Origin of the sequence: Pseudomonas asgharzadehiana (genome assembly GCF_019139815.1) — a bacterium.
Classification (GTDB): Bacteria; Pseudomonadota; Gammaproteobacteria; order Pseudomonadales; family Pseudomonadaceae; genus Aquipseudomonas; species Aquipseudomonas asgharzadehiana.
Genome location: NZ_CP077079.1, coordinates 104,482 through 126,687 on the forward strand (window position 1 = coordinate 104,482; position 22,206 = coordinate 126,687).

Sequence of the window (22,206 nt, forward strand, 5' to 3'; positions counted from 1 at the left end):
CCATTTTGGCACACACGCCCGCCATGATAGCCGGGTCACACTTGCATTATGCCGTTTATGCATAGGCCAGTGTTTAACAGCATTGGCCCAAAAATTCGTACAAGCCTAGCATTCGCAGCGTTCCGGCCAGTTCCGGGTCCTTATCGAGATGATTTCCGTCATGTCCTCTGCTGCATCTTTCCGTACAGAAAAAGACCTGCTTGGCGTACTCGAAGTACCGGCTCAAGCGTATTACGGCATCCAGACCCTGCGAGCGGTGAACAACTTCCGCCTCTCGGGCGTTCCGATTTCGCATTACCCGAAATTGGTGGTCGGCCTGGCAATGGTCAAGCAAGCAGCGGCTGACGCCAACCGCGAGTTGGGCCAGCTCAGCGAAGCCAAGCACGCGGCCATCAGCGAAGCCTGCGCTCGCCTGATCCGCGGCGACTTCCACGAAGAGTTCGTGGTGGACATGATTCAAGGCGGCGCCGGCACTTCAACCAACATGAATGCCAACGAAGTCATCGCCAACATCGCGCTGGAGGCCATGGGCCACCAGAAGGGCGAATACCAATACCTGCACCCCAACAACGACGTGAACATGGCGCAGTCGACCAACGACGCCTACCCGACCGCGATCCGCCTGGGTCTGCTGCTGGGCCATGACGCGCTGCTGGCCAGCCTCGACAGCCTGATCCAAGCCTTCGCCGCCAAGGGCGTCGAGTTCGGCCACGTGCTGAAAATGGGCCGCACCCAATTGCAAGACGCCGTGCCGATGACCCTCGGCCAGGAATTCCGTGCCTTCGCCACCACCCTGGGTGAAGACCTGGCGCGCCTGAAAACCCTGGCGCCGGAGCTGCTCACCGAAGTGAACCTGGGCGGCACCGCCATCGGTACCGGCATCAACGCCGACCCACGCTACCAGGCCCTGGCCGTACAGCGCCTGGCGGTCATCAGCGGCCAGCCGGTGGTTCCGGCAGCCGACCTGATCGAAGCCACCTCCGACATGGGCGCCTTCGTGCTGTTCTCCGGCATGCTCAAGCGTACCGCCGTGAAGCTGTCGAAGATCTGCAACGACCTGCGCCTGCTATCCAGCGGCCCACGCACCGGCATCAACGAGATCAACCTGCCGGCACGCCAGCCAGGCAGTTCGATCATGCCCGGCAAGGTCAACCCGGTGATCCCGGAAGCCGTGAACCAGGTAGCGTTCCAGGTCATCGGTAACGACCTGGCCCTGACCATGGCCGCCGAAGGTGGCCAACTGCAACTGAACGTGATGGAGCCGCTGATTGCCTTCAAGATCTTCGACTCGATCCGCCTGCTGCAACGCGCCATGGACATGCTGCGCGAACACTGCATCGTCGGCATCACCGCCAACGAAGCGCGCTGCCGCGAACTGGTGGAGCATTCCATCGGCCTGGTCACTGCGCTGAACCCGTACATCGGCTATGAAAACGCCACCCGTATCGCACGTATCGCTCTCGAAAGCGGCCGTGGGGTACTGGAACTGGTGCGCGAAGAAGGCTTGCTCGACGACGCCATGCTCGACGACATCCTGCGCCCCGAAAACATGATTGCTCCACGTTTGGTCCCGCTGAAGGCCTAAGCGTTTGTTGCACCGCTCACCAGGTTGAGGGACTAGACACCTCTCACCTTTTGAGGGCCTGAAGGCTCGTTCTTCAGGCCCTTTTTTTTGCTTCGAGGTTGTGAAATGACGCCCATAAAAAATCCAATATCGCCCTGCAAACCCACCTCCCCTGTAACAGCTTGGCTGAAACCTTTAATCGGCACGGGCAGACGGATCACGTTCGCCTAGGTATAGTGCCGCCCCTCTTCGCGTCTGCGGCCGTCGACCAAGCGGCCAGCACGCAGCGAAAGCGCATGAATAACAACACCCGCAAAAGGATTGGCATCGAAACGTCGTGCACTGCCTGGTGCTGAGCGATGCGTCGACCCGTCCTGCGTTTGCCATTAAAAAATCAGCGAGGAACACTCCATGCTCGAAGTCATCAACGACTTCCTCTCAGGGAAAGTACTGATCGCGCTCATTGTCGGGCTCGGCGGTTATTTCACGATCCGCTCGCGTTTCGTTCAACTGCGTCACTTTTTTCACATGTTCTCGGTGTTTCGCGACAGCCTCAAGAACAGCTCCGATCAGCTCAGTTCGTTCCAGGCGCTGATGCTCAGCCTGGCCGGCCGCGTCGGTGCCGGTAACATCGCCGGTGTCGGCATTGCCGTGACCCTGGGTGGCCCTGGTGCCGTGTTCTGGATGTGGGTCACCGCGTTGGTGGGCATGTCTTCGAGCTTTATCGAGTGCTCCCTGGGCCAGTTGTACAAGCGCACCGACGCGGAAGGCACTTACCGTGGCGGCCCGGCCTATTACATCCAGCACGGTTTGCACAAACGCTGGCTGGGCATGGTCATGGCGTTCCTGCTGCTGGTGACCTTCGGCTTCGCCTTCAACGGCCTGCAGGCCCACGCCGTGACCCACTCGCTGAACAACGCCTTCGGCCTGGACACCACCTACACCGGCCTGGCCCTGGCGGTATTGCTGGGTCTGGTGTTCATCGGCGGGATCAAGCGCATCGCCTCGATCGCCGACCTGCTGGTGCCGGTCAAGACCCTGGTGTACATCGCCGTGACCCTCTACGTGATCGTGCTGCAATTCGACCACGTACCGGCCATGCTCGCGACCATCGTCAAAAGCGCCTTCGGCCTCGACCAAGCCTTCGGTGGCCTGGTGGGCAGCGCGATCATCATGGGTGTCAAGCGCGGCGTGTTCGCCAACGAAGCCGGTTTGGGCAGTGCGCCTAACGTGGCAGCGGTGGCCTCGGTAGAACACCCGGTCGCCCAAGGCGTGGTGCAGGCGTTCAGCGTGTTCCTCGATACCTTCGTGATCTGCACCTGTACCGCGTTGCTGATCCTGCTTTCGGGTTTCTACACCCCGGGTTTTGAAGGCGACGGCATTGCCCTGACCCAGAACTCCCTGGCGGCGGTAGTCGGTGACTGGGGCCGCATGTTTATCTCGGTGGCCCTGGCGTTATTCGTGTTCACCTCGATCATGTACAACTACTACCTGGGCGAGAGCAACCTGCGCTTCCTGGTGGGCAACAACCGCAAGGTGCTGATCGGCTACCGCACGCTGGTGCTGGTGCTGATCTTCTGGGGCTCCATCGAGAACCTGAGCACCGTGTTCGCCTTTGCCGACATCACCATGACCCTGCTGGCCTTCGTCAACCTGTTCGCCCTGGCGTTCCTGTTCAAGATTGCCATGCGCATCCTGAACGACTACGACAACCAGCGCGCAGCGGGCATCAAGACACCGGTATTCGATTCCAGCCAGTTCCCTGACCTGGACCTGGATCGCAAGGCCTGGCCTGCCAACCCAGTGAAGCCGGATACCGTTGCAACCGCTGAACTGAACGCTCAAGTACAACGCTGAGTGTAGATAGATGACACGCCGCCCGGCCTTGGGCATGCTCTGGGCCCGGCGGCGTTTTTCGTTCAGGAGATTCTTTGATGCAATCAGCCAACAACGTGATGGTGCTCTACACCGGCGGCACTATAGGCATGCAGGCCAGCGCCAACGGCCTGGCCCCCGCATCCGGTTTTGAAGCGCGCATGCGCGAACAGCTTGCCGATGTGACCGTGCCGACCTGGCGCTTTCGGGAAATGTCGCCACTGATCGACAGCGCCAACATGAACCCAGCCTATTGGCAGCAACTGCGCACCGCCGTGGTTGAAGCCGTGGACGACGGCTGCGACGCCGTGCTGATCCTGCACGGCACCGACACCCTGGCCTACAGCGCGGCGGCCTTGGCTTTCCAACTGCTGGGCCTGCCGGCGCCGGTGGTGTTCACAGGTTCGATGCTACCGGCCGGCGTGCCCGACAGCGATGCCTGGGAAAACGTCACCGGCGCGCTGCAAGCACTGGGTGAAGGCCTCGCGGCCGGCGTACATCTGTACTTCCACGGCGCGCTGATGGCGCCGACCCGTTGCGCAAAAATCCGTAGTTTCGGGCGCAACCCGTTCGCAGCGCTGCAACGCAGCAGCCGCGCGGCCAAGGCCGATCAAATCCCCGAGGCCCTGAATTACCGCCAGCCCAAAGCCCTGGCCAACATCGGTGTGCTGCCGCTGGTGCCGGGCATCGCCGCCGCGCAACTGGATGCGCTGATCGCCAGCGGCATCCAGGCGCTGATCCTGGAATGCTATGGCAGCGGTACCGGCCCCAGCGATAACCCCGCGTTCCTCGCCAGCCTCAAGCATGCGCAGGACAAGGGCGTGGTGGTCGTGGCGATTACCCAATGCCATGAAGGTGGTGTGGAGCTGGATGTGTATGAGGCGGGTAGTCGCCTGCGGGACGTGGGCGTGTTGTCCGGTGGCGGCATGACCCGCGAAGCGGCGTTCGGCAAGCTCAACGCCTTGCTCGGCGCGGGCCTTGCCAGCACGCAAGTGCGCCGCCTGGTGGAACTGGACCTGGGCACCGAACAGCCCGCTACATAAGCACCGCCTGCCCTGTCTTGCCCTTTCCTAGCATCGAGCCCCCCCGAGCGTATGCCTCGGGGCGTTTCCATCAACTGGCAAGACAGGCCTGCACCATGACCGATCTACGCTCTACCCCGCCGAACGCACAAGAAAACGAATTGACTCTGGAACTGGTGACCCAGTTATGCGTCGGCCCCTCCCTCAGCGAAGTCGCCGCCGACCTGCTGCGCCAGTCACTGGACGAAAAATACCCTGACCTGAACATCAACCCGGACACGGCGCTGATGGGCACTGCGACGTGGAAGCTCGTCGACAACCGGATCGTTGCCGGCGCACCGCAGTATCAAACCCTCAGCAACATATTGGCCCGGCAAGCCATCACTCAGTTGCCGACCCTATGCATCGAAGGCGAGCACTTTCTCACGCAGCAACCGCTCACCGACCCGGCCACTCACCCGCCCCCGCGAACCGGCGCAATAACCGCTTCGAGAGCCGCGCCTGCCTGATCGATGTCGACTTGGTGAGCGGCGATACAATCACCCATACCCACCAAGTGTTCATCGCCGTACTGGTGGGAAAATCCGCCGGGAAAACCGTCATCCTCTGCCACTCGTTGCTCAACGGTTACCAGAAGTTCGACACCATGGCGCAACTGGGCGCGTCACTGCCGACGCTGATGTACCGCCTCGATCCGTATTAACGCCTGCTGTGGCGCTTGTACGAACCAACCGACGACTTCTTCGCGCACCAGGCCTGCGCCATGATCACGTTGCCAATCGAGGCCCATACGCGCTTCGACGTCTCCGCCAGCACGCCCATCGTGAAGCCGGTACCAGGAGGCTCTGCCGGATTGGCTGACCCAGGAGGCCTCTACCTCGGACCTGGAGTTTTATGCACGCCATCTCAAAGACCTGGCCTCACTCAACAACCTGAACGTCGGCAAAACCTATCAGGACGATATCCCTGACATCCGCCAGGACGCCCTGAACCAGCTCAAGACCGAGCTGATAAAAGACCACCCCGAGGCGAAGTACCTGGACCTCGCCAGCCTGCGCATTCAAGTCAGAAGCCAGGTGTTCTGGGGCACCTTCAGCGTGCCCGGCCAAGTCGAAACCACCACGTTCACCCTCGCCGACCTGGCCCTGCAAAGTGCCTTTTGTATCGCCCGCTGTTCGACCCGGCACTGGTTCAATACCCGTCACCGGCAAACCTGCTGTATGCAATCAGGCAAACGCCCGAGCTGCGTGAATCGGTGGTCGCCTGGCTGCCGGACGCAGTGCGCGCGGACTACACCAATTATGTATTCCCCGGTGAACTGCCGTCGCCATGGGCCGTCGCCGACTTTCTGGTGGAGCCGGCCAAACTGCGCGAGTTCAGCGGCCCGGTGCTACAGGCGGAATTTCTCAAGCTTGAGCCTTCACGGCGTTAGGCTTCTCATCACGCCTTGGTTCGTGGCGCGTGTGATTATTCAACCTGCCACGCCGTGCGCAGCCGGGCCAATGCCTCAGCGGCCGCCGCCTCGGGTACGGCGGCGAAGCCCAGCACCAGCCCCGCACGCTGGTCGGCCGGGGTGAGCGAGCCCGGTAGCCAATAGCTGCTCAACCCGGTGATCTCGACCTGCGCTTCACGCGCTTGCGCCAGCAACCATTGCTCACGCGCCAGGCTGTCGACGCGTACGGTCAGGTGCAACCCCGCCGTGACACCGGGCAGGCTGCCCATGCCCGGCACGTCGGCGGGCCAGCCGGCCAGCAACGCGTTACGCCGACTCAACGCCGCCCGGCGCATACGGCGGATGTGACGCTGGAAATGCCCCGCAGCCATAAACTCGGCCATCACCGCCTGGGTGCTGACTTCCGAATGCCGCACATCCACCGCCCGGCGCCGCGTGAACGCCTGGACACTGCCCTGCGGCAGCACCAGATAACCCAGGCGCAACGCGGGAAAGGCGACCTTGCCGAAGGTGCCGACGTACAGCACGCGCCCGCTGCGGTCGAGCGCCGCCAAGGGGGCCAACGGCGCACCGCTGTAGCGGTACTCACCGTCGTAGTCGTCTTCAATGATCCAGCCGCCACTGCGCTCGGCCCAGGCCAGCAACTCCAGGCGCCGGGCCAGGCTCATGACCACGCCCGTCGGGTACTGATGCGAGGGAGTGACGTAGGCCAGGCGGCAATCGGTGAGCGCGTTGAGCGCAGTGCAGTCGATGCCTTCACTGTCCAGCGCCACACCCTGGAGTTTCGCGCCGGCAATCGCGAACGCGTGCCCGGCCGCACGATAGCCTGGGTTTTCGATCGCCACCGTGTCGCCCGGCGCGACCAGCAGCTGTGCACAAAGGCTGATTGCCTGCTGTGCGCCGCTGGTGATCACTATTTGCTCAGCCGTGCATTGCATCCCTCGCGAGCTGCGCAAGTAAGCCGCGATCAAACCACGCAGCCGCTCATCCCCCGCCGGGTTGCCGTAGCACAGCTGCTGCAGGTTCGGTTTACGCCAAAAAGCCGCATTCAGCTTGGCCCACACCTCAAAGGGGAACAGGTCGAAGGCCGGTACGCCCACCCTGAAAGCCCGTGGCGGACCGGTGGGAGGCAGCGGCAAATGATGGCTTTCCAGGCGCTCCAGCGCCGCGCTGTGGATAACTTTTTCTGCGTCGGATGGCGAAGAACTCCTGCAAATTGTGGATAAGGCTGGGGATAAGCCTGTTGAAAACCCTGTGGACAATTTTGTGGATAATTTTTTTGGCGCATCACGGCTTGTCGGTAGCTGCGCCACATAGGTGCCATCGCCCACCCGCCCTTCGATAAAGCCTTCGGCATAGAGCTGGTCATAGGCCCGCACTACGCTGTTGCGCGAGATCGACAACGCGGTTGCCAGGTCGCGGGTTGCCGGTAAACGGGTGCCACTGGCGAGCCGCCCGTCCAGCACACGCTGGCGCAGGGCCTGGTATAGCTGACGCGTCAGGCCCTGGCTGCGGTCCAGCTCGATGCCGGCGGGGTTGAACGACAAAGGTGCGTGTAAAGAGGGCATGAAATTGGACCTATGAAATGAGCCACAGATGGCTCTTACAACGAACCAATAGCCTGCCTAGGATGCTGGCATTCGCCAAGGAAAATATTTATGTACACACCACGCGCCTTCGCCCTCGACGACTTGCCTGAAATTCAGCAACTGATCCAGCACACGCGCCTGGCGCAGGTGGTGACCTTTGGCGAACAAGGCCTGCAGGCCAGCCACTTGCCGTTGCTACTGAACCCGGATGAAGGCCCCAATGGCACGCTCTACGGGCACCTGGCCAAGGCCAACCCGCAGTGGCGCGATTTACACAACGGCAGTGATGCCCTGGTGATCTTCGCCGGTGCCGATGCCTATATCAGCCCGGCGTTTTACCCGGCCAAGGCCGAGCACGGCAAAGTGGTGCCAACCTGGAACTACATCGCCGTGCATGCCTACGGCAAAGCCGAGGTGTTCACCGACGCCGAACGCCTGCTCAAGCTGGTCAGCGCCCTGACCGAGCGCCACGAAAGCGGCCGCGCCCAACCTTGGGCCGTGAGCGACGCACCGGCCGACTACATCGACGGCATGCTCAAGGCCATCGTCGGCTTCGCCCTGCCGATCGACCGCTTGATCGGCAAACGCAAACTCAGCCAGAACCGCAGCGCGGCGGATATGGCCGGCGTGCGCGAAGGCCTGACCGCCAGCCAAGACGTGCGTGACCAGACGCTCGCGCGTTTCATTCCCAAGGAGCCCGTATGAACCCGATTGAAATTCGCCAGGTCAGCGCCGCTGATTACGCCGCCTGGCTGCCGCTGTGGCAGGCCTACTTGGCCTTCTACAACACCGAACTGCCGGACGCCGTGACCCAGAGCACCTGGCAACGCCTGGTCGAGGCCAACGAACCGACCCATTCGGCGCTGGCCTGGCAAGCCGGCAAGGCGGTGGGCATGGTCAACTTCATCTACCACCGCTCCAATTGGAGCATCGAGAATTCCTGTTACCTGCAAGACCTGTTCGTGGGCCCGACGCAACGCGGCACCGGCGTGGGCCGCAAACTGATCGAGTTCGTCTACGCCACCGCCAAGGCCGACGGCTGCTGTAAGGTGCATTGGCTGACCCACGAGACCAACGCCACCGCGATCCAACTGTATGAGCGCATCGCCGAACGCCCGGGTTTCATCCAATTTCGCAAAGGTCTTTAAGGAGCGCAGCATGTCCACTTCCCTCGCCCACTGGAAAGGTGCCCCGGCGCCTTCGGCCCTTCTGCTCGAAGGGCGCTTTATCCGCCTGGAAAAACTCGACCCCGCGCGCCACGCCGATCAACTGTGGCAAGCCCTCGAAGGCCCCGGCGCCGACCCTAAATTGTGGGACTACTTGCCTTACGGGCCGTTTGCCGAGCGTGCCGCGTTCGATGCGTGGCTCAATAACCATGCCGCCAACAGCGATCCGTATTTCTTCAGCGTGGTCGACCGCGCCAGCGGCGAGGTGCAGGGCATCCTCAGCCTGATGTCCATTGTTGCGGCCCAGGGTCGGATCGAAATCGGCCACGTCACCTTCGGCGCGCCGATGCAGCGCTCGCCCAAAAGCACCGAAGCGGTGTACCTGCTGGCCAAGTACGCATTCGATCAGGGCTACCGCCGCCTGGAATGGAAATGCAACAACGGCAACGCCCGCTCCAAATATGCGGCCGAGCGCTTGGGGTTCAGTTTTGAGGGGGTGTTCCGCCAGCACATGGTGGTCAAGGGGCAGAACCGCGACACCGCTTGGTATTCGATTCTGGATTCGGAATGGCCAGCGGTGGGGGCGGGGTTTGAGAAGTGGCTGTCGGAGGCGAACCAGGCAGGCTCAGGGCAGCTGAAAACGCTGGCCGAGTGCCGTACCCCGATTTAACACCCCACCAAACCATTGTGGGAGGGAGCAAGCCCTCTCCCATATGATCGGCGGTGAATCATTGGCTCAGATGCTGGGCCAGCACCGCAATGTGCTCTGGCCCGATGCCGCAGCAGCCGCCCAAATGACTGGCGCCGCGGGCTTTCCAGTCGGCGGCCCAGTGCAGGTAGCCGGGCGGGTCGAGGTCGTCGCGCAGCGGGTCCAGACCATCGTTGGCCGTGGCTTCCTTGGGTTGCGGCGGGAAAGCATTGGCGTAGGCGCCGATCTGGATCGCCACGCCCAGGCGTTCGAAGGTTTCGCGCGCGGCATCGATGGCAGCGCCGATCACTTCCGGCTGGCTGCAGTTGAACAGCAGCACGTGCACGCCCAACTGCGCTGCCGCCTCGGCCGCGTCCGCCACCGGCTCGCCGGAGCGCAGGCGCGGGACCTCGTCGGTGTCTTCGTCTTTCAAGGTAAACGACAGCCAGAACGGCTTGCCATCCTCTGGTAAACCGGCCTTGATCGCTCGCGCCTCGACGATTGAACTCTGGGTTTCGGCCAGCCACAGGTCGACATGCGGCGCCAGGCCCCGCACCAGGGGCGTGAGCAACTCAGACACACGCTGCGCTTCAAACAAATCCGGACGATAAGAGCCAAACAACGGCGGTAATGAGCCGGCCACCCGCACGCTTTTGCCTGAGGCAGTCACCGCACGACGCGCCAACTCACCCGCCAACGCAGCCAGCGCTTGGCCTTCGGCGGCAAACCGCGCCTCACCGATATGAAACGGCACCACCGCGTAACTGTTGCTGGTGATCACATCGGCACCGCTGTCGATATAGGCCGCGTGCACCGCCTCCACCGCCTGCGGCGCCTCGCTCAAGGCCAACGCCGACCATTCCGGCTGACGGAACGGCGCGCCACGGCGTTGCAGTTCACGGCCCATGCCGCCATCGAGAATTACGGTTTTTTCGTCCATATGCCTTTTACTCATAAGCTTATGAAAATAACTCACTATGAGAGTCGTTCTTATAACTATTTAATACGTTCGATCCGCTTCATACCAACTCTTTTTTCTAAAGGTGTCACCGTGAAACTTAAATCCCTGTTGGCCCTGGGCCTGATGACACTGGCGGCCTCTACCCAGGCCTTCGCCGGCGCGACCCTGGACCGCATCGAACAGAAAAAAGAGCTGGTGGGCGTGCTGATGGAAAGCTACCCACCGTTCTCGTTTCTCAATGAGCAGAACCAACTCGACGGCTTCGACGTTGATGTGGCCAAGGCCGTTGCGCAGAAGCTGGGCGTTAAGCTGCGCCTGGAAACGCCCTCGTGGGACGTGATCGCCGCTGGCCGCTGGAGCGGGCGCTACGATATTTGTATCTGCTCGATGACCCCAAGCAAGGCACGCGCCGAGGTGTTTGATTTCCCGGTGGAGTATTACGCTTCCCCGGCGGTGATCGTGGTCAATGCCAAGGACGATCGCATCCACAGCGCCAAGGACCTGAGCGGCAAGAAAGTCGGCCTTACCAGCGCCTCCAGCTATGAAAGCTACCTGAACAAGAACCTGGTGATCGAGGGCGCCGAAGACACGCAGTTGCAGTACCCGTTCGAGGACGTGCAAATCGCCCCGTACGATACCGACAACGTAGCGTTCCAGGACTTGGGCCTGGGCGCCGGCGTGCGCCTGGATGCAATCCTCACCAACCTGGTCACCGCCCAACCGCGCCTGAACCAGGACAAACGCTTCAAGCTGGCCGGCGAACCGCTGTACTCCGAGCCCAACTCGGTGGCCATCGAAAAAGGCGACCCGCAGTGGGACAGCAAGGTGCGTGAAGTCTTCGCCCAGCTGAAACAGGACGGCACGTTGAGCAAGCTGTCGCAAAAATGGATCGGCGCCGATATCAGCCGATGAGCTTTCGCATACGGCTGTACCTGACCTGGGCGACGCTGTTCGCCCTGTTTGCCGGTTTCTTCCTGAGCTTTGACCTGAAGTTCTCGATCATCCTCGACAAGCTGCCCAACCTGGTCGGCCTGCACTTGGCGCCCAACGGTTTTCTGCAAGGCGCGGCACTGACGGTGTTTTTGTGCCTGTGCTCGATTGCCGCGTCGTCGGTGCTGGGCTTTATCACCGCCCTGGGGCGCCTGTCGAAAAGTGCCGTGGCGTTCGGTATCGCCAGTTTCTACGCCTCGTTCTTTCGCGGCACGCCGCTGCTGATCCAGATCCTGTTGATCTACCTGGGCCTGCCGCAACTGGGCCTGGTGCCGGGCGCCATCGTCGCGGGGATCATCGCGCTGTCGCTGAACTATGGCGCTTACCTGAGCGAAATTTTCCGCGCCGGTATCCTGGGCGTTCCCCACGGCCAACGCGAAGCCGCCCTGGCCCTGGGCATGCGCGACAGTGCGATCTTCTGGCACGTCACCCTGCCCCAGGCCATGCGCACCATCATTCCGCCCGCGACCAACCAGTTCATCTCCATGCTCAAGGACTCGTCCCTGATCTCGGTGATGGGCGTGTGGGAAGTGATGTTCCTGGCGCAGTCCTATGGCCGCTCCAGCTACCGCTACATTGAAATGCTCACCACGGCCGCGATCATCTACTGGGTGATGTCGCTCGGGTTGGAACTGATCCAGGCGCGCATGGAGCGTCATTATGGCAAGGGCTATGTAAAGCGCGGGTGACCGGCCGCCAAACAACGAGCGTGACCCGCCCTATCGCTGATTGTTTTTAATCGCGCCAGACCAGAGACATCTCCCGCAAACGAGCGGCTCGCAGGCTGACATTTATCCCCCCGGTACGCCGCTAAATTCCCCGCCTCATATATCAAGAGGTGGGTTTACATGCCGCTCATAAAGAAACAACTCGCAATGGCCATCACCCTGACGCTCGGCGCGCTCAGCGCTCAACACGCGCAGGCACGAGGCGACATCGAGCCAGACAGCGAATGGCTTGAGCCGGCTGCGGTGAGCAGTGGAAGGCACCATTTCGAACCGGCTTTGCCGACACCCGAAGACTTCTACTTCGCCAACACCGCCACCAGCCGGAACGGTTTGAGCGTCGCCAAAGTGGTGGACTCCGCGGTGCAAACCCTGCTGGCCTCGGACGAACTGCATGAATGGGAAAAAAACCGCCTTGAGAATTACGGCCTGTACCTGGGCACCTTGGAGCCAGGTCGGATAGGTGCCGTGCTTGAGCAACTGGCAGGCACCCAGAACGCCAACCTGGGCACCGCCACTCAAAACAGCATGAATCAATTGAACGCCAGCCTGTTGTCGGCCCTGCGCCTGCTGGACAACCACGCCAGCGAGACAGGACGCGTATGGGTCCAAGGCCTGGGCCATAGCGGCAAGCTCGATGCCCAGCACGGCAGTGCCGGCTTGAAACAACGCAGCCAGGGCCTGCTGCTGGGTGCCGACTGGTCAATCGACCCTGCATGGCGACTCGGCGTGGTGGCCGGCAAGTCCGGCAGCGAACTGAACGCCACGCGTTTCAAAGGTGATCTGGACAGTTGGCACCTGGGGGCTTACGCCGTGCGCCAGGACGGACCACTGGCCTTGCGCCTGGGGGCGCTTTACAGCGCCCATACCGGGAAAAACAAGCGTACGGTCGATTTCGATTTTATTAACCGCCGCGAAAATCTCACGGGCCAGTACAACGCCCAGAGCCAAAACGTATTCGCAGAGTTGGGCTATCAATTGGACCTGGGCGGTTTGCACGCCGAGCCCTTTGCCGGCGCTGGTTTTCAGCGCTATCAGCGTGACCGTTTTCGGGAAAAAGGCGGCTACAGCGCACTGGACGTGGGTGCACAAACCCAGCAAAACCTCAGCACTACCTTGGGCCTTCGCTTGAGCCACGGTTTTGCACTGGGCAACCAAATGACCCTCAAACCGCACCTGAGCACCCAATGGAAACACCTGTATGGCGACGTCAACAGTCGCGTTCGCCAGTCATTTGCCTGGAACAAACGTCAGGACTTCAACAGTGAGTTCACCATCGACGGCACCGCTCTGGACCGCGACAGTCTGGCGCTGCGTACCGGCCTGGACATGGCGCTGTCGGCTGAACACCGTGTGGGCCTGGCCTACACCGCCGAGTTCGGCAGCCATAGTCGTAACCAGGGGTTGATGGGGCAATGGGCGATGGCGTTCTAAGGCGGCATTGCCTGAACAACAGACAAAAAAAGGGGGCACATGCCCCCCGAGGTTTAAACGGTAGTGTCGAAGGCTGGGTAATCAGCCTTCGATTTCGATCAGGATTTCGCCAGGGTTGACCCGGTCGCCCTTGGCCACGTGCACAGCGACCACCTTGCCGGCAATCGAGGCCTGGACTTCGGTTTCCATCTTCATGGCTTCGGTAATCAGCACAGCCTGGCCGGCCTTGACCACGTCGCCTTCCTTGACCAGCACGTCGACGATATTGCCCGGCATCGCGGTGCTCACATGGCCCGGCTCGGTGGCCTGCTTGCGCTTGCTACCGCCGCCGCCGACAAACTCGTTGAGTGGCTCGAACACCACTTCTTCCGGCATGCCGTCGATGGACAGATAGAAGTGACGCTTGCCTTCGGCTTTCACGCCGACACCGGTGATATCCACGCGGTAGCTTTCGCCGTGCACGTCGATCACGAACTCGGTCGGCACACCCTCGCCGCCGGCGCGCGCCACACCGCCCGCTTCCGGGATAGGCAGCAGCACTTCCGGCGCCAGGGTGCCGGCGTCACGCTCTTCGAGGAATTTGCGCCCGATGTCCGGGAACATGGCGTAGGTCAGCACGTCTTCTTCAGACTTGGCCAACGCGCCGATTTCGCCGCGCAGCTTGGTCATTTCCGGCTTGAGCAGGTCAGCAGGGCGTACATCGATCACGTCTTCGCTGCCGATGGCCTGGCGACGCAGTTTTTCGTTCACAGTGCCCGGCGCCTTGCCGTAGCCGCCTTGCAAGTAGAGCTTCACTTCGTTGGTGATGGTCTTGTAGCGCTCGCCGGCCAGCACGTTGAAAAACGCCTGGGTGCCGACGATCTGCGAGGTTGGGGTGACCAGCGGCGGGAAGCCGAGGTCTTCACGCACGCGCGGAATTTCAGCCAGCACTTCGCTCATGCGGTTGAGCGCGCCCTGCTCCTTGAGCTGGTTGGCCAGGTTGGAAATCATCCCGCCCGGTACCTGGTTGACTTGCACGCGGGTGTCGACCGCGGTGAATTCGCTTTCGAACTGGTGGTACTTCTTGCGCACGGCGTAGAAGTACAGGCCGATCTCTTGCAGCAGTTCCAGGTCCAGGCCAGTGTCGAACTCGCTGCCTTTGAGGGCGGCGACCATCGACTCGGTACCGGGGTGGCTGGTGCCCCAGGCGAAGCTGGAGATAGCGGTGTCGATATGGTCGGCACCGTTTTCGATGGCCTTGAGTTGGCACATCGCGGCCAGGCCGGCGGTGTCGTGGGAGTGAATAAAGATCGGCAGGTTCTGCTCGGCTTTCAGCGCCTTGACCAGCTCACCGGTGGCGTACGGGGTCAGCAGGCCGGCCATGTCCTTGATCGCGATCGAGTCGCAACCCATGGATTCCAGTTGCTTGGCCTGGGCCACGAAGGCCTCGACGGTGTGCACCGGGCTGGTGGTGTAGGCGATGGTGCCCTGGGCATGTTTGCCCGCTGCCTTCACCGCTTCGATAGCCACGCGCAGGTTACGCACATCGTTCATGGCGTCGAAGATGCGGAACACATCGATGCCGTTCACGGCGGCCTTGGCGACGAAGGCTTTGACCACGTCGTCGCTGTAGTGGCGGTAGCCCAACAGGTTCTGGCCGCGCAGCAGCATTTGCAGGCGAGTATTGGGCAACGCGGCGCGCAATTGGCGCAGGCGCTCCCATGGGTCTTCTTTCAAAAAGCGCACGCAGGCGTCGAAGGTCGCGCCGCCCCAGACTTCCAGGGACCAGTAGCCGACTTTGTCGAGCTTGTCGCAGATCGGCAGCATGTCATCGGTGCGCATGCGGGTGGCCAGCAACGATTGGTGAGCGTCGCGCAGGATGGTGTCGGTGACAAAAATCTTCTTGCTCATTCTTATAGTCCTCACAGGCCTGCGTGGGCGGCGATGGCGGCGGCGATGGCCAGGGCCAGCTCTTCGGGTTTGCGCTTGATCGAGTAGTTGGTCAGCTCAGGGTGGCTTTCCACAAAGCTTGTATTGAACTGGCCGCTACGGAATTCCGGGTTGCGCAGGATTTCCTGGTAGTAGGCGGCGGTGGTCTTCACGCCTTGCAGGCGCATGTCGTCCAGGGCACGTAGGCCACGGTCCATGGCCTCTTCCCAGGTCAACGCCCACACCACCAGTTTCAGGCACATGGAGTCATAGAACGGTGGGATGGTGTAGCCGGTGTAGATCGCCGTGTCGGTACGCACGCCGGGGCCGCCGGGCGCGTAATAACGGGTAATTTTGCCGAAGCTGGGCAGGAAGTTGTTCTTCGGGTCTTCGGCGTTGATACGGAACTGCAACGCAAAACCACGGTGCTGGATGTCTTCCTGTTTCACCGACAGCGGCAGGCCGGAAGCGATGCGGATCTGCTCGCGGACGATGTCGATCCCGGTGATTTCTTCGGTGATGGTGTGTTCCACCTGCACCCGGGTGTTCATCTCCATGAAGTACACCTCGCCCTCGGCGAGCAGGAACTCCACGGTGCCGGCGTTCTCGTAGCCCACGGCCTTGGCGGCGCGCACCGACAGGTCGCCGATGTAGGCGCGCTGTTCCGGGGTCAGCTGCGGGCTGGGGGCGATTTCGATGAGCTTCTGGTTGCGGCGCTGAATCGAACAATCGCGTTCGAACAGGTGCACCACGTTGCCAAAGCTGTCACCGAGAATCTGCGCCTCGATGTGCTTGGGATTGACGATGCATTTTTCCAGGAACACTTCCGCCGAACCGAAGGCCTTGGTGGCTTCGGAAATCACGCGAGGGAAGGCTTGCTCGAGTTCTTCGCGGCTGTTGCACCGGCGAATACCGCGACCGCCGCCACCGGAGGTCGCCTTGAGCATCACCGGGTAACCGATACGGTCGCCCTCGGTGAGAGCCTCGGCGATGTCGGCGACGTTGCCTTCGGTGCCTGGGGTCACCGGTACACCGGCCTTGATCATGCTGCGACGGGCTTCGGTCTTGTCGCCCATGCGGCGGATCACTTCAGCGGCCGGGCCGATGAATTTGATCCCGCGTTCGGCGCAGATGTCCGCCAGCTCGGCGTTTTCCGACAGGAAACCGTAGCCGGGGTGCAACGCATCACAACCGGTTTCCACGGCCAGGTTCACCAGCTTGCGCGGGTTCAGGTAGCCGGCCAACGGCTCGGCACCAATGCTGTGGGCTTCGTCGGCACGTTTGACGTGCAACGCGTGGCGGTCGGCATCGGAATACACCGCGACCGAGCGAATGCCCATCTCGGCGCAAGCACGCACGATTCGTACGGCAATCTCACCACGGTTGGCGATCAGGATCTTTTTTATCACTTGGAAATTCCCTTGAGCCAATTGCTGCGTTCTTCGACCCGCTGAAGCCGGGTCGGCGCGTGACCAAATGTTTCATGACAGTCGCGAGACACACACTAAGCCCCAGCAGGGATTAACAAAAATCAATAATTATTGGGCTGTGTATAAGTAAAGACTTATAGTTGGCCGAATGGGCCGGGAGAGAGGATTCAAATAATGCGTAAGTCATTGATGCGCATGACATTGCGTCAATTGCAGATCTTCAATGAAGTGTGCGATTTGCGCTCCTACAGCCGGGCGGCCGAGGAAATGTCCCTGACACAACCCGCCGTGAGCCTGCAGATTCGCCAGCTGGAAGAGCTGATCGGCCAGCCGCTGTTCGATTACGTCGGCAAAAAACTCTACATGACTGAGGCCGCCGAAGCCTTGCAGCGAGCCAGCCGCGATATTTTCGGGCGCCTGGAAAACCTCGATATGCAGCTCTCGGACATGCAGGGCTCGCTGCAAGGCCAGTTGAAACTGGCCATTGAATCCAGCGCCAAGTACTTCGTGCCGCACCTATTTGCCGCCTTCAAGCGCCAACATCCGGAGGTGCAGTTGCAACTGACGGTGGTGAACCGCGCCCAGGTGATTCGCAGGCTTTCCGACAACCGAGATGATCTGGTGATTATGTCCATGGTGCCCCAGGACATGGGCCTGGAGTTCCTGCCATTTCTCAACAACCCCATCGTCGCCGTGGCGCCACTCGATCATCCCTTGAGCCTGCAAGGCCCGCTGCGCCTGCAGGACCTGGAGCCCTACACCCTGCTCATCCGCGAACCGGGCTCCGGCACGCGGCTGGCGTGCGAGGAGTATTTCAAGGAAAAACGTGTGCACTTCACCCAGACGGTGGAAGTGGCCTCGGCCGAGGCGCAGCGCGAATGCGTATGCGCCGGCCTGGGCGTGGCGTTGTTGACACGCCACGCGGTCAACATGGAATTGGCCACCGGCGGGCTCAAGGAGCTGCCGGTGGAAGAGCTGCCGCTGTACCGCAGTTGGTGCCTGGTGCAGGCCAAGGCCAAGCGTCTGTCACCGGTGGCCCATGCGTTCCTGGGCTTTATCCGCAGCGAACGCGTGCAGATCAGCGCGTTGGCTGAGCGCTTCGCTGGGCAGCCGCGGGTGCCTGCCAGTGCAGTTCCGGATAGTCACTGATGCTTTGGAGCAATTGGCGCTGATCGCAGCGGTCTTCGATTGCGCGACGGAACGCCATGCGGCGCTGGTCTTCCTGCTGACGACGGGTTTTGACGCAGCTGTTGCTGTCTTCGTAGGGCCGGGCCATTTGGAGTCTCCCAATGCGATTACGGGAGTTCAGGATGGCCTGGGGGGATGACGCGGCGATGACAGCCTGATGAAGATTCTGGGCACGCTGGAGAACCCAGTGTGGGAGGGGGCTTGCTCCCGATTACGGTGTGCCAGTATCGGGTAGTCGACTGATCCACCGCTATCGGGAGCAAGCCCCCACATTTTGACCGTATCAGTCGTCCAGGGCTTTGACCGATTTTGGCGACAACCGCAGGCTGCGCAAACTGCGCTTCACGCTCTTGAGGTGGTTGACCAGGCTCGGCCCGCGCGCCATGGCCACGCCCATCGCCAGCACGTCGATCACCACCAGATGGGCGATTCGCGAGGTCAACGGCGTGTAGATCTCAGTGTCTTCGTGCACATCGATCGCCAGGTTGACCGTGGACAGTTCCGCCAGCGGCGTCTGGCTCGGGCACAAGGTGATCAGCGACGCGCCGCTTTCGCGCACCAGGTTGGCGGTGATCAGCAGGTCTTTGGAGCGGCCCGACTGGGAAATGCAGATGGCCACGTCGGTGGGCTTGAGCGTCACCGCCGACATGGCCTGCATATGTGGGTCGCTGTAAGCCGCCGCCGTGAGCAGCAGGCGGAAGAATTTGTGCTGCGCATCCGCCGCCACCGCGCCGGAGGCACCAAACCCATAGAACTCGACGCGCTGGGCCTGGGACATGGCCGTCACAGCCTTTTGCAACTCCACCGGATCGAGCTTCTCGCGCACTTCCATCAGGGTGTGCAAGGTGGTGTCGAAAATTTTCAGGCTGTAATCGGCGACGGAATCATCTTCGTGAATCGCAAACTGGCCGAAGCTGGCGCCGGCGGCCAGGCTCTGGGCCAGTTTGAGTTTGAGGTCCTGGAAACCGGAGCAGCCGATGGCGCGACAAAAGCGCACGATGGTCGGCTCGCTGATGCCCACGCTGTGAGCCAGGTCGGCCATGGAACTGTGCATCACAGCCGCGGGGTCAAGCAGCACGTGATCGGCAACCTTGAGCTCCGATTTGCGTAACAGGTGGCGCGACTGGGCGATATGTTGCAACAGGTTCAAAGGGCAGGACTCTTGTTATTGGCAGGGCCAGGGGATGTAGCAAGCTTGTAGTTATACTACAAGAATTGCCGTTTTGCCCGTGCGACGCATCACTAAATCGCCCTGCTGCCCTCTGATTCAAAGGGCAGGCGCTTTGTAGCCACAAAGGCGGCCGTGGCACCACTAGGGAAAATCTGCATTTTTACGTAACAAATCCGCCAACCCATCCGCCTGCATCGGCCGGCTGATCAGGTAGCCCTGCACTTCGTCACAGCGCTCCACCCGCAGGAAATCCAACTGCTGCAGATCCTCCACACCTTCAGCCACGACCTTGAGCGCCAAACCGTGGGCCATGGCAATAATCGCCCGGGTGATGGCCGCGTCTTCGCGCCCCTGCCCCAACCCACGAATAAAGGTCTGGTCGATCTTCACGTAGTCCACGGGAATGCGCTTGAGGTAGCTGAGGGACGAATAGCCGGTGCCGAAATCATCGATGGCCAGCTTTACCCCCAGGTCGCGCAATTGCTGGAAGGTCGCGATGATATGTTCGACGCTGTCGAGCAATTGGCTTTCGGTCAGTTCAAGTTCGAGGTACTGCGGGTCCAGGCCGGTTTCTTCCAGCACTTGGCGCACCAGGCTGACCAGCTTGCCCTGGCGCAATTGATGCACCGACAGGTTCACCGACACCCGAATGGGCGCCAAGCCCTGGCGCTGCCATTCACAGGCCTGCCAGCAGGCCTCCCGCAGCACGAATTCGCCCAGCGGTACGATCAGGCCGGTTTCTTCGGCCAGGCCGATAAAGTCTGCCGGCGGCACCATGCCCCACTGCGGATGCTCCCACCGGATCAGCGCTTCGGCCGCATTGAGTTTGCCGGTGGCCAGGCACAGTTTCGGCTGGTAGAACACCGCCAACTGACGCTCGTCGATAGCCTTGCGCAGGTGGTTTTCCAGCTGCAGTCGCTCCAGGGTGCTGGCTTGCAAACTGTCGGTGTAGAACTGGAAATTATTGCCGCCAAGGTGCTTGGCGTGTTGCATGGCCATGTTCGATTGGCTGACCAGCGCGGAAATTTCCCGTGCGTTATCCGGCAACAGACTTACGCCCATTGAAGCGCTGACCACCAATTCATGCCCCTCCACGGTGACCGGCACCCGCAGCTTGGCCAGCAGGCGCGTGGCCACCCGCGCCAGACTCGACAGGTTGCCATAGGCGTCGAACAGTACGGCGAATTCATCAGCGGACAAGCGCGCAATGGTGTCCGCCTCCGGCAAGGCATTGATCAAGCGGCGGGCCATTTTTTGCAGCAATTGGTCGGCCACTTCATGGCCCAGGCTGTCGTTGAGCAATTTGAAACGATCGAGGTTGATATGCAGCAGCGCCAGGCTGCGCCCGCCCAGCCGGACGCGCTGGTGAGCCTCGCGCAGCCGTTCGCGGAACAGCGAGCGGTTGGCCAGGCCGGTCAATTCGTCGTAGTGGGTGAGGTAGCGCATGCGCTCCTCGGATTCGCGCCGCGCCGACAGATCAGCGAAAAAGCCCACTATATGGCTGACGTTTCCGCGAAAATCGCGCACCACATTCAACTGAAGCCACTGTGGGTACAGCTCGCCGTTCTTGCGTGTTTCCACCAACTCGCCCTGCCACGTGCCATGGCTGAGCAACGCTTGGCGGATCACCGGAAAATGGCGCCGAGCGTCGCGACTGCTGGGCAGTTCCACCACGTTGCGTCCCAGCATGTCGTCGATTTCAAAGCCGGTGACGCGACTGAAGGCCTGGTTGACCGCGATCAGCGCGTAATCCGGGTCAAGTATCACGATGCCTTCACTGGCGGCCTCGAATACCGTCGACGCCAACCGCTGCTGTTCTTCCAGCGCTTTACCCGCGCTGATGTCACGGCGGGTGCCAAGCATGCGGATCACACGCCCGCTCGGCGCGCGCTCCACGGCGCGCCCGCGATCTTCGATCCATACCCAGTGCCCGTCGCCATGGCGCACGCGGTATTCCACCAGGTAATCCTCGGTACGCCCCTTAAGGTGCTCCACCAACGCGCGCTTGAGCAGCGGCAAGTCGTCGGGGTGCAGGCGCGGCTTGAGGTGGCCGAGCATGGCGGTGACGTATTCCGGCTCCAGGCCGAACAGCTCTTTGAGTTGAGTGTGGTGGACTTCGTCGGTTTGCAGGTTCCAGTCCCACAGCCCGAGTTCGCTGGCTTGCAGGGCCATGGCCAGGCGCGCTTCGCTTTTATTCAGGGCCAGGCTGGCGGCGTCCAGCTCTTGGCTGCGTTGCGCAACACGGTCCTGCAAGCCGATTTGTGCATTGCGCAGCTCTTGCTCGACCTGACGGCGCTGCTCGACCTCACGCACCAGGTCCTGATTCAACTGCTCGCTACGCTGTTGCGCCTGTTGCAGGTTTTCAATCAGCGCCTGGTTCTGGAAACGCCGTAACAGTTCACGCTGGATCAGGCGGTTGACCTGCCAGGCCACCAGGTTCAGCGACACCAACAGGATCAGGCCAAGCACGCCCCAGCCTTGTTGCTGCGGGTCGCCATTCCATAACAGGTAGACAATGGACGGCACCAGGCACGGCACGGCAAAGGACAGAAAGGCCGGCAGGCTCACCGCGTAGGCCACACTGGCCGACAACGTCGCCGCGCCGATCAGGCCGAACACCCAGGCTTGCTGCATGAAGCTGTTCACCGGGGCCAGGGCTATCGCGGCGGTGGCCAGGGTCAGCCCGCTGACCGCCGAGCCGAGCATGAACATACGCCGCCAGACCGGCTGGGCCTGGCGGCTGGGCATGGCTGAATCGAAGGCCGCCACCTGAATGACGCGCATCGCCACCAAGGCCAGCAGCCACACCAGCCAGATGCTGTCCAACACGTATTGCTGGGGGGTCCAGAGCAGCCAGGCGCAGACCAGGCCGTTTACCAGCATTAATAAGGTGGGCAGCAGCGAGCCTTGATACAGCAGGCGTGTACGCTCGACCGCCATCTCAGTGGCGTAGTGTTTACGAATAACCTGCGCGGGCGCCATGGAGGGGCCGTGCAGGTCGGTGTTAAGGGTCATAGGCAGTGTTCTTATAATGGTGAGCCC

At 61.6% G+C, this 22,206-nt stretch carries 21 protein-coding genes; 13 read left to right on the top strand and 8 right to left on the bottom strand.

Annotated features, from left to right (window positions below):
- Positions 1-160 precede the first annotated feature (160 nt).
- The 5 genes from aspA (at position 161) to KSS96_RS00510 (ending at position 5,164) form a co-directional block, all read left to right on the top strand.
- Complete coding sequence (gene aspA, locus KSS96_RS00490) at positions 161-1,585, top strand: aspartate ammonia-lyase (RefSeq protein ID WP_017528608.1); 1,425 nt, start codon at positions 161-163, stop codon at positions 1,583-1,585.
- 390 nt (positions 1,586-1,975) lie between these two features.
- A complete protein-coding gene (locus KSS96_RS00495; RefSeq protein ID WP_017528609.1) occupies positions 1,976-3,421 on the top strand; it encodes an alanine/glycine:cation symporter family protein in 1,446 nt (481 codons plus the stop codon).
- A gap of 77 nt (positions 3,422-3,498) precedes the next feature.
- Entirely contained in the window at positions 3,499-4,482 is a 984-nt protein-coding gene (locus KSS96_RS00500; RefSeq protein ID WP_065879235.1) for an asparaginase, read from the top strand.
- 95 nt (positions 4,483-4,577) lie between these two features.
- Complete coding sequence (locus tag KSS96_RS00505) at positions 4,578-4,970, top strand: hypothetical protein (RefSeq protein ID WP_217855564.1); 393 nt, start codon at positions 4,578-4,580, stop codon at positions 4,968-4,970.
- A gap of 14 nt (positions 4,971-4,984) precedes the next feature.
- Positions 4,985-5,164 carry a hypothetical protein gene (locus KSS96_RS00510; RefSeq protein WP_217855566.1) on the top strand — a complete coding sequence of 60 codons (180 nt, stop codon included), beginning with the start codon at positions 4,985-4,987 and terminating at the stop codon, positions 5,162-5,164.
- Positions 5,165-5,381: 217 nt separating this feature from the next.
- On the opposite strand, the gene KSS96_RS00515 is transcribed toward KSS96_RS00510, so the two are convergent.
- Positions 5,382-5,612 carry a hypothetical protein gene (locus tag KSS96_RS00515; RefSeq protein WP_065879233.1) on the bottom strand — a complete coding sequence of 77 codons (231 nt, stop codon included), beginning with the start codon at positions 5,610-5,612 and terminating at the stop codon, positions 5,382-5,384.
- Between the two features lie 8 nt (positions 5,613-5,620).
- Here KSS96_RS00515 and KSS96_RS00520 point away from each other — a divergent pair, with 8 nt between their 5' ends.
- Positions 5,621-5,893: a hypothetical protein gene (locus KSS96_RS00520; RefSeq protein ID WP_026067317.1), complete on the top strand. Its 273-nt coding sequence runs from the start codon at positions 5,621-5,623 to the stop codon at positions 5,891-5,893.
- A 35-nt stretch (positions 5,894-5,928) separates the two neighbouring features.
- Here KSS96_RS00520 and pdxR read toward each other — a convergent pair whose 3' ends face one another.
- Positions 5,929-7,482, bottom strand: coding sequence for a MocR-like pyridoxine biosynthesis transcription factor PdxR (gene pdxR / locus KSS96_RS00525; RefSeq protein ID WP_116078067.1), 1,554 nt, complete (start codon positions 7,480-7,482; stop codon positions 5,929-5,931).
- Positions 7,483-7,572: 90 nt separating this feature from the next.
- Here pdxR and KSS96_RS00530 point away from each other — a divergent pair, with 90 nt between their 5' ends.
- From KSS96_RS00530 to KSS96_RS00540, 3 genes are read left to right on the top strand one after another with little or no spacing between them, the layout of a single operon-like run.
- The gene (locus KSS96_RS00530; RefSeq protein WP_017528614.1) at positions 7,573-8,208 is read left to right on the top strand and encodes an FMN-binding negative transcriptional regulator; all 636 of its coding nucleotides are present in this window, start codon (positions 7,573-7,575) and stop codon (positions 8,206-8,208) included.
- Positions 8,205-8,651 (top strand): GNAT family N-acetyltransferase, encoded by a 447-nt coding sequence (locus KSS96_RS00535; RefSeq protein WP_017528615.1) that lies wholly within the window; start codon positions 8,205-8,207, stop codon positions 8,649-8,651. The genes KSS96_RS00530 and KSS96_RS00535 overlap by 4 nt, the downstream gene beginning before the upstream one ends.
- Before the next feature lie 10 nt (positions 8,652-8,661).
- Positions 8,662-9,339, top strand: a complete 678-nt coding sequence (locus KSS96_RS00540; RefSeq protein WP_017528616.1) for a GNAT family N-acetyltransferase — start codon at positions 8,662-8,664, stop codon at positions 9,337-9,339.
- A 58-nt stretch (positions 9,340-9,397) separates the two neighbouring features.
- On the opposite strand, the gene KSS96_RS00545 is transcribed toward KSS96_RS00540, so the two are convergent.
- Positions 9,398-10,297, bottom strand: a complete 900-nt coding sequence (locus tag KSS96_RS00545) for a homocysteine S-methyltransferase family protein (protein WP_017528617.1) — start codon at positions 10,295-10,297, stop codon at positions 9,398-9,400.
- Between the two features lie 111 nt (positions 10,298-10,408).
- Here KSS96_RS00545 and KSS96_RS00550 point away from each other — a divergent pair, with 111 nt between their 5' ends.
- The 3 genes from KSS96_RS00550 (at position 10,409) to KSS96_RS00560 (ending at position 13,467) form a co-directional block, all read left to right on the top strand.
- Positions 10,409-11,230 (top strand): ABC transporter substrate-binding protein, encoded by an 822-nt coding sequence (locus tag KSS96_RS00550; RefSeq protein WP_017528618.1) that lies wholly within the window; start codon positions 10,409-10,411, stop codon positions 11,228-11,230.
- Complete coding sequence (locus tag KSS96_RS00555) at positions 11,227-11,997, top strand: amino acid ABC transporter permease (protein WP_017528619.1); 771 nt, start codon at positions 11,227-11,229, stop codon at positions 11,995-11,997. Before KSS96_RS00550 ends, KSS96_RS00555 begins: the two co-directional genes overlap by 4 nt.
- A 159-nt stretch (positions 11,998-12,156) precedes the next feature.
- Complete coding sequence (locus KSS96_RS00560) at positions 12,157-13,467, top strand: autotransporter outer membrane beta-barrel domain-containing protein (protein ID WP_068936554.1); 1,311 nt, start codon at positions 12,157-12,159, stop codon at positions 13,465-13,467.
- An 81-nt stretch (positions 13,468-13,548) separates the two neighbouring features.
- On the opposite strand, the gene oadA is transcribed toward KSS96_RS00560, so the two are convergent.
- A complete protein-coding gene (gene oadA / locus KSS96_RS00565; RefSeq protein ID WP_017528621.1) occupies positions 13,549-15,357 on the bottom strand; it encodes a sodium-extruding oxaloacetate decarboxylase subunit alpha in 1,809 nt (602 codons plus the stop codon).
- 11 nt (positions 15,358-15,368) lie between these two features.
- The gene (locus KSS96_RS00570) at positions 15,369-16,784 is read right to left on the bottom strand and encodes an acetyl-CoA carboxylase biotin carboxylase subunit (protein WP_010565910.1); all 1,416 of its coding nucleotides are present in this window, start codon (positions 16,782-16,784) and stop codon (positions 15,369-15,371) included.
- Between the two features lie 195 nt (positions 16,785-16,979).
- Between KSS96_RS00570 and KSS96_RS00575 the strand changes: the two genes are divergently transcribed.
- Positions 16,980-17,954 carry a LysR family transcriptional regulator gene (locus tag KSS96_RS00575; protein ID WP_017528623.1) on the top strand — a complete coding sequence of 325 codons (975 nt, stop codon included), beginning with the start codon at positions 16,980-16,982 and terminating at the stop codon, positions 17,952-17,954.
- On the opposite strand, the gene KSS96_RS27880 is transcribed toward KSS96_RS00575, so the two are convergent.
- From KSS96_RS27880 to KSS96_RS00585, 3 genes are all read right to left on the bottom strand, one after another.
- Positions 17,884-18,081: a PA3496 family putative envelope integrity protein gene (locus tag KSS96_RS27880; RefSeq protein ID WP_080598153.1), complete on the bottom strand. Its 198-nt coding sequence runs from the start codon at positions 18,079-18,081 to the stop codon at positions 17,884-17,886. The two genes, KSS96_RS00575 and KSS96_RS27880, sit on opposite strands and share 71 nt — an antisense overlap.
- 195 nt (positions 18,082-18,276) lie before the next feature.
- Complete coding sequence (gene hexR / locus KSS96_RS00580) at positions 18,277-19,143, bottom strand: transcriptional regulator HexR (RefSeq protein ID WP_003177007.1); 867 nt, start codon at positions 19,141-19,143, stop codon at positions 18,277-18,279.
- 162 nt (positions 19,144-19,305) lie between these two features.
- The gene (locus KSS96_RS00585; RefSeq protein WP_017528625.1) at positions 19,306-22,179 is read right to left on the bottom strand and encodes an EAL domain-containing protein; all 2,874 of its coding nucleotides are present in this window, start codon (positions 22,177-22,179) and stop codon (positions 19,306-19,308) included.
- Positions 22,180-22,206: the final 27 nt, after the last annotated feature.

Coding starts and splice junctions, on each gene's coding strand:
- pdxR (WP_116078067.1), bottom strand. CDS start 7,482: ATGCCCTCTTTACACGCACCTTTGTCGTTCAACCCCGCCGGCATCGAG.
- KSS96_RS00535 (WP_017528615.1), top strand. CDS start 8,205: ATGAACCCGATTGAAATTCGCCAGGTCAGCGCCGCTGATTACGCCGCC.
- KSS96_RS00545 (WP_017528617.1), bottom strand. CDS start 10,297: ATGGACGAAAAAACCGTAATTCTCGATGGCGGCATGGGCCGTGAACTG.
- KSS96_RS00555 (WP_017528619.1), top strand. CDS start 11,227: ATGAGCTTTCGCATACGGCTGTACCTGACCTGGGCGACGCTGTTCGCC.
- KSS96_RS00560 (WP_068936554.1), top strand. CDS start 12,157: ATGCCGCTCATAAAGAAACAACTCGCAATGGCCATCACCCTGACGCTC.
- KSS96_RS27880 (WP_080598153.1), bottom strand. CDS start 18,081: ATGGCCCGGCCCTACGAAGACAGCAACAGCTGCGTCAAAACCCGTCGT.
- KSS96_RS00585 (WP_017528625.1), bottom strand. CDS start 22,179: ATGACCCTTAACACCGACCTGCACGGCCCCTCCATGGCGCCCGCGCAG.
- KSS96_RS00540 (WP_017528616.1), top strand. CDS start 8,662: ATGTCCACTTCCCTCGCCCACTGGAAAGGTGCCCCGGCGCCTTCGGCC.
- oadA (WP_017528621.1), bottom strand. CDS start 15,357: ATGAGCAAGAAGATTTTTGTCACCGACACCATCCTGCGCGACGCTCAC.
- aspA (WP_017528608.1), top strand. CDS start 161: ATGTCCTCTGCTGCATCTTTCCGTACAGAAAAAGACCTGCTTGGCGTA.
- KSS96_RS00500 (WP_065879235.1), top strand. CDS start 3,499: ATGCAATCAGCCAACAACGTGATGGTGCTCTACACCGGCGGCACTATA.
- KSS96_RS00575 (WP_017528623.1), top strand. CDS start 16,980: ATGCGTAAGTCATTGATGCGCATGACATTGCGTCAATTGCAGATCTTC.
- KSS96_RS00530 (WP_017528614.1), top strand. CDS start 7,573: ATGTACACACCACGCGCCTTCGCCCTCGACGACTTGCCTGAAATTCAG.
- KSS96_RS00505 (WP_217855564.1), top strand. CDS start 4,578: ATGACCGATCTACGCTCTACCCCGCCGAACGCACAAGAAAACGAATTG.
- KSS96_RS00495 (WP_017528609.1), top strand. CDS start 1,976: ATGCTCGAAGTCATCAACGACTTCCTCTCAGGGAAAGTACTGATCGCG.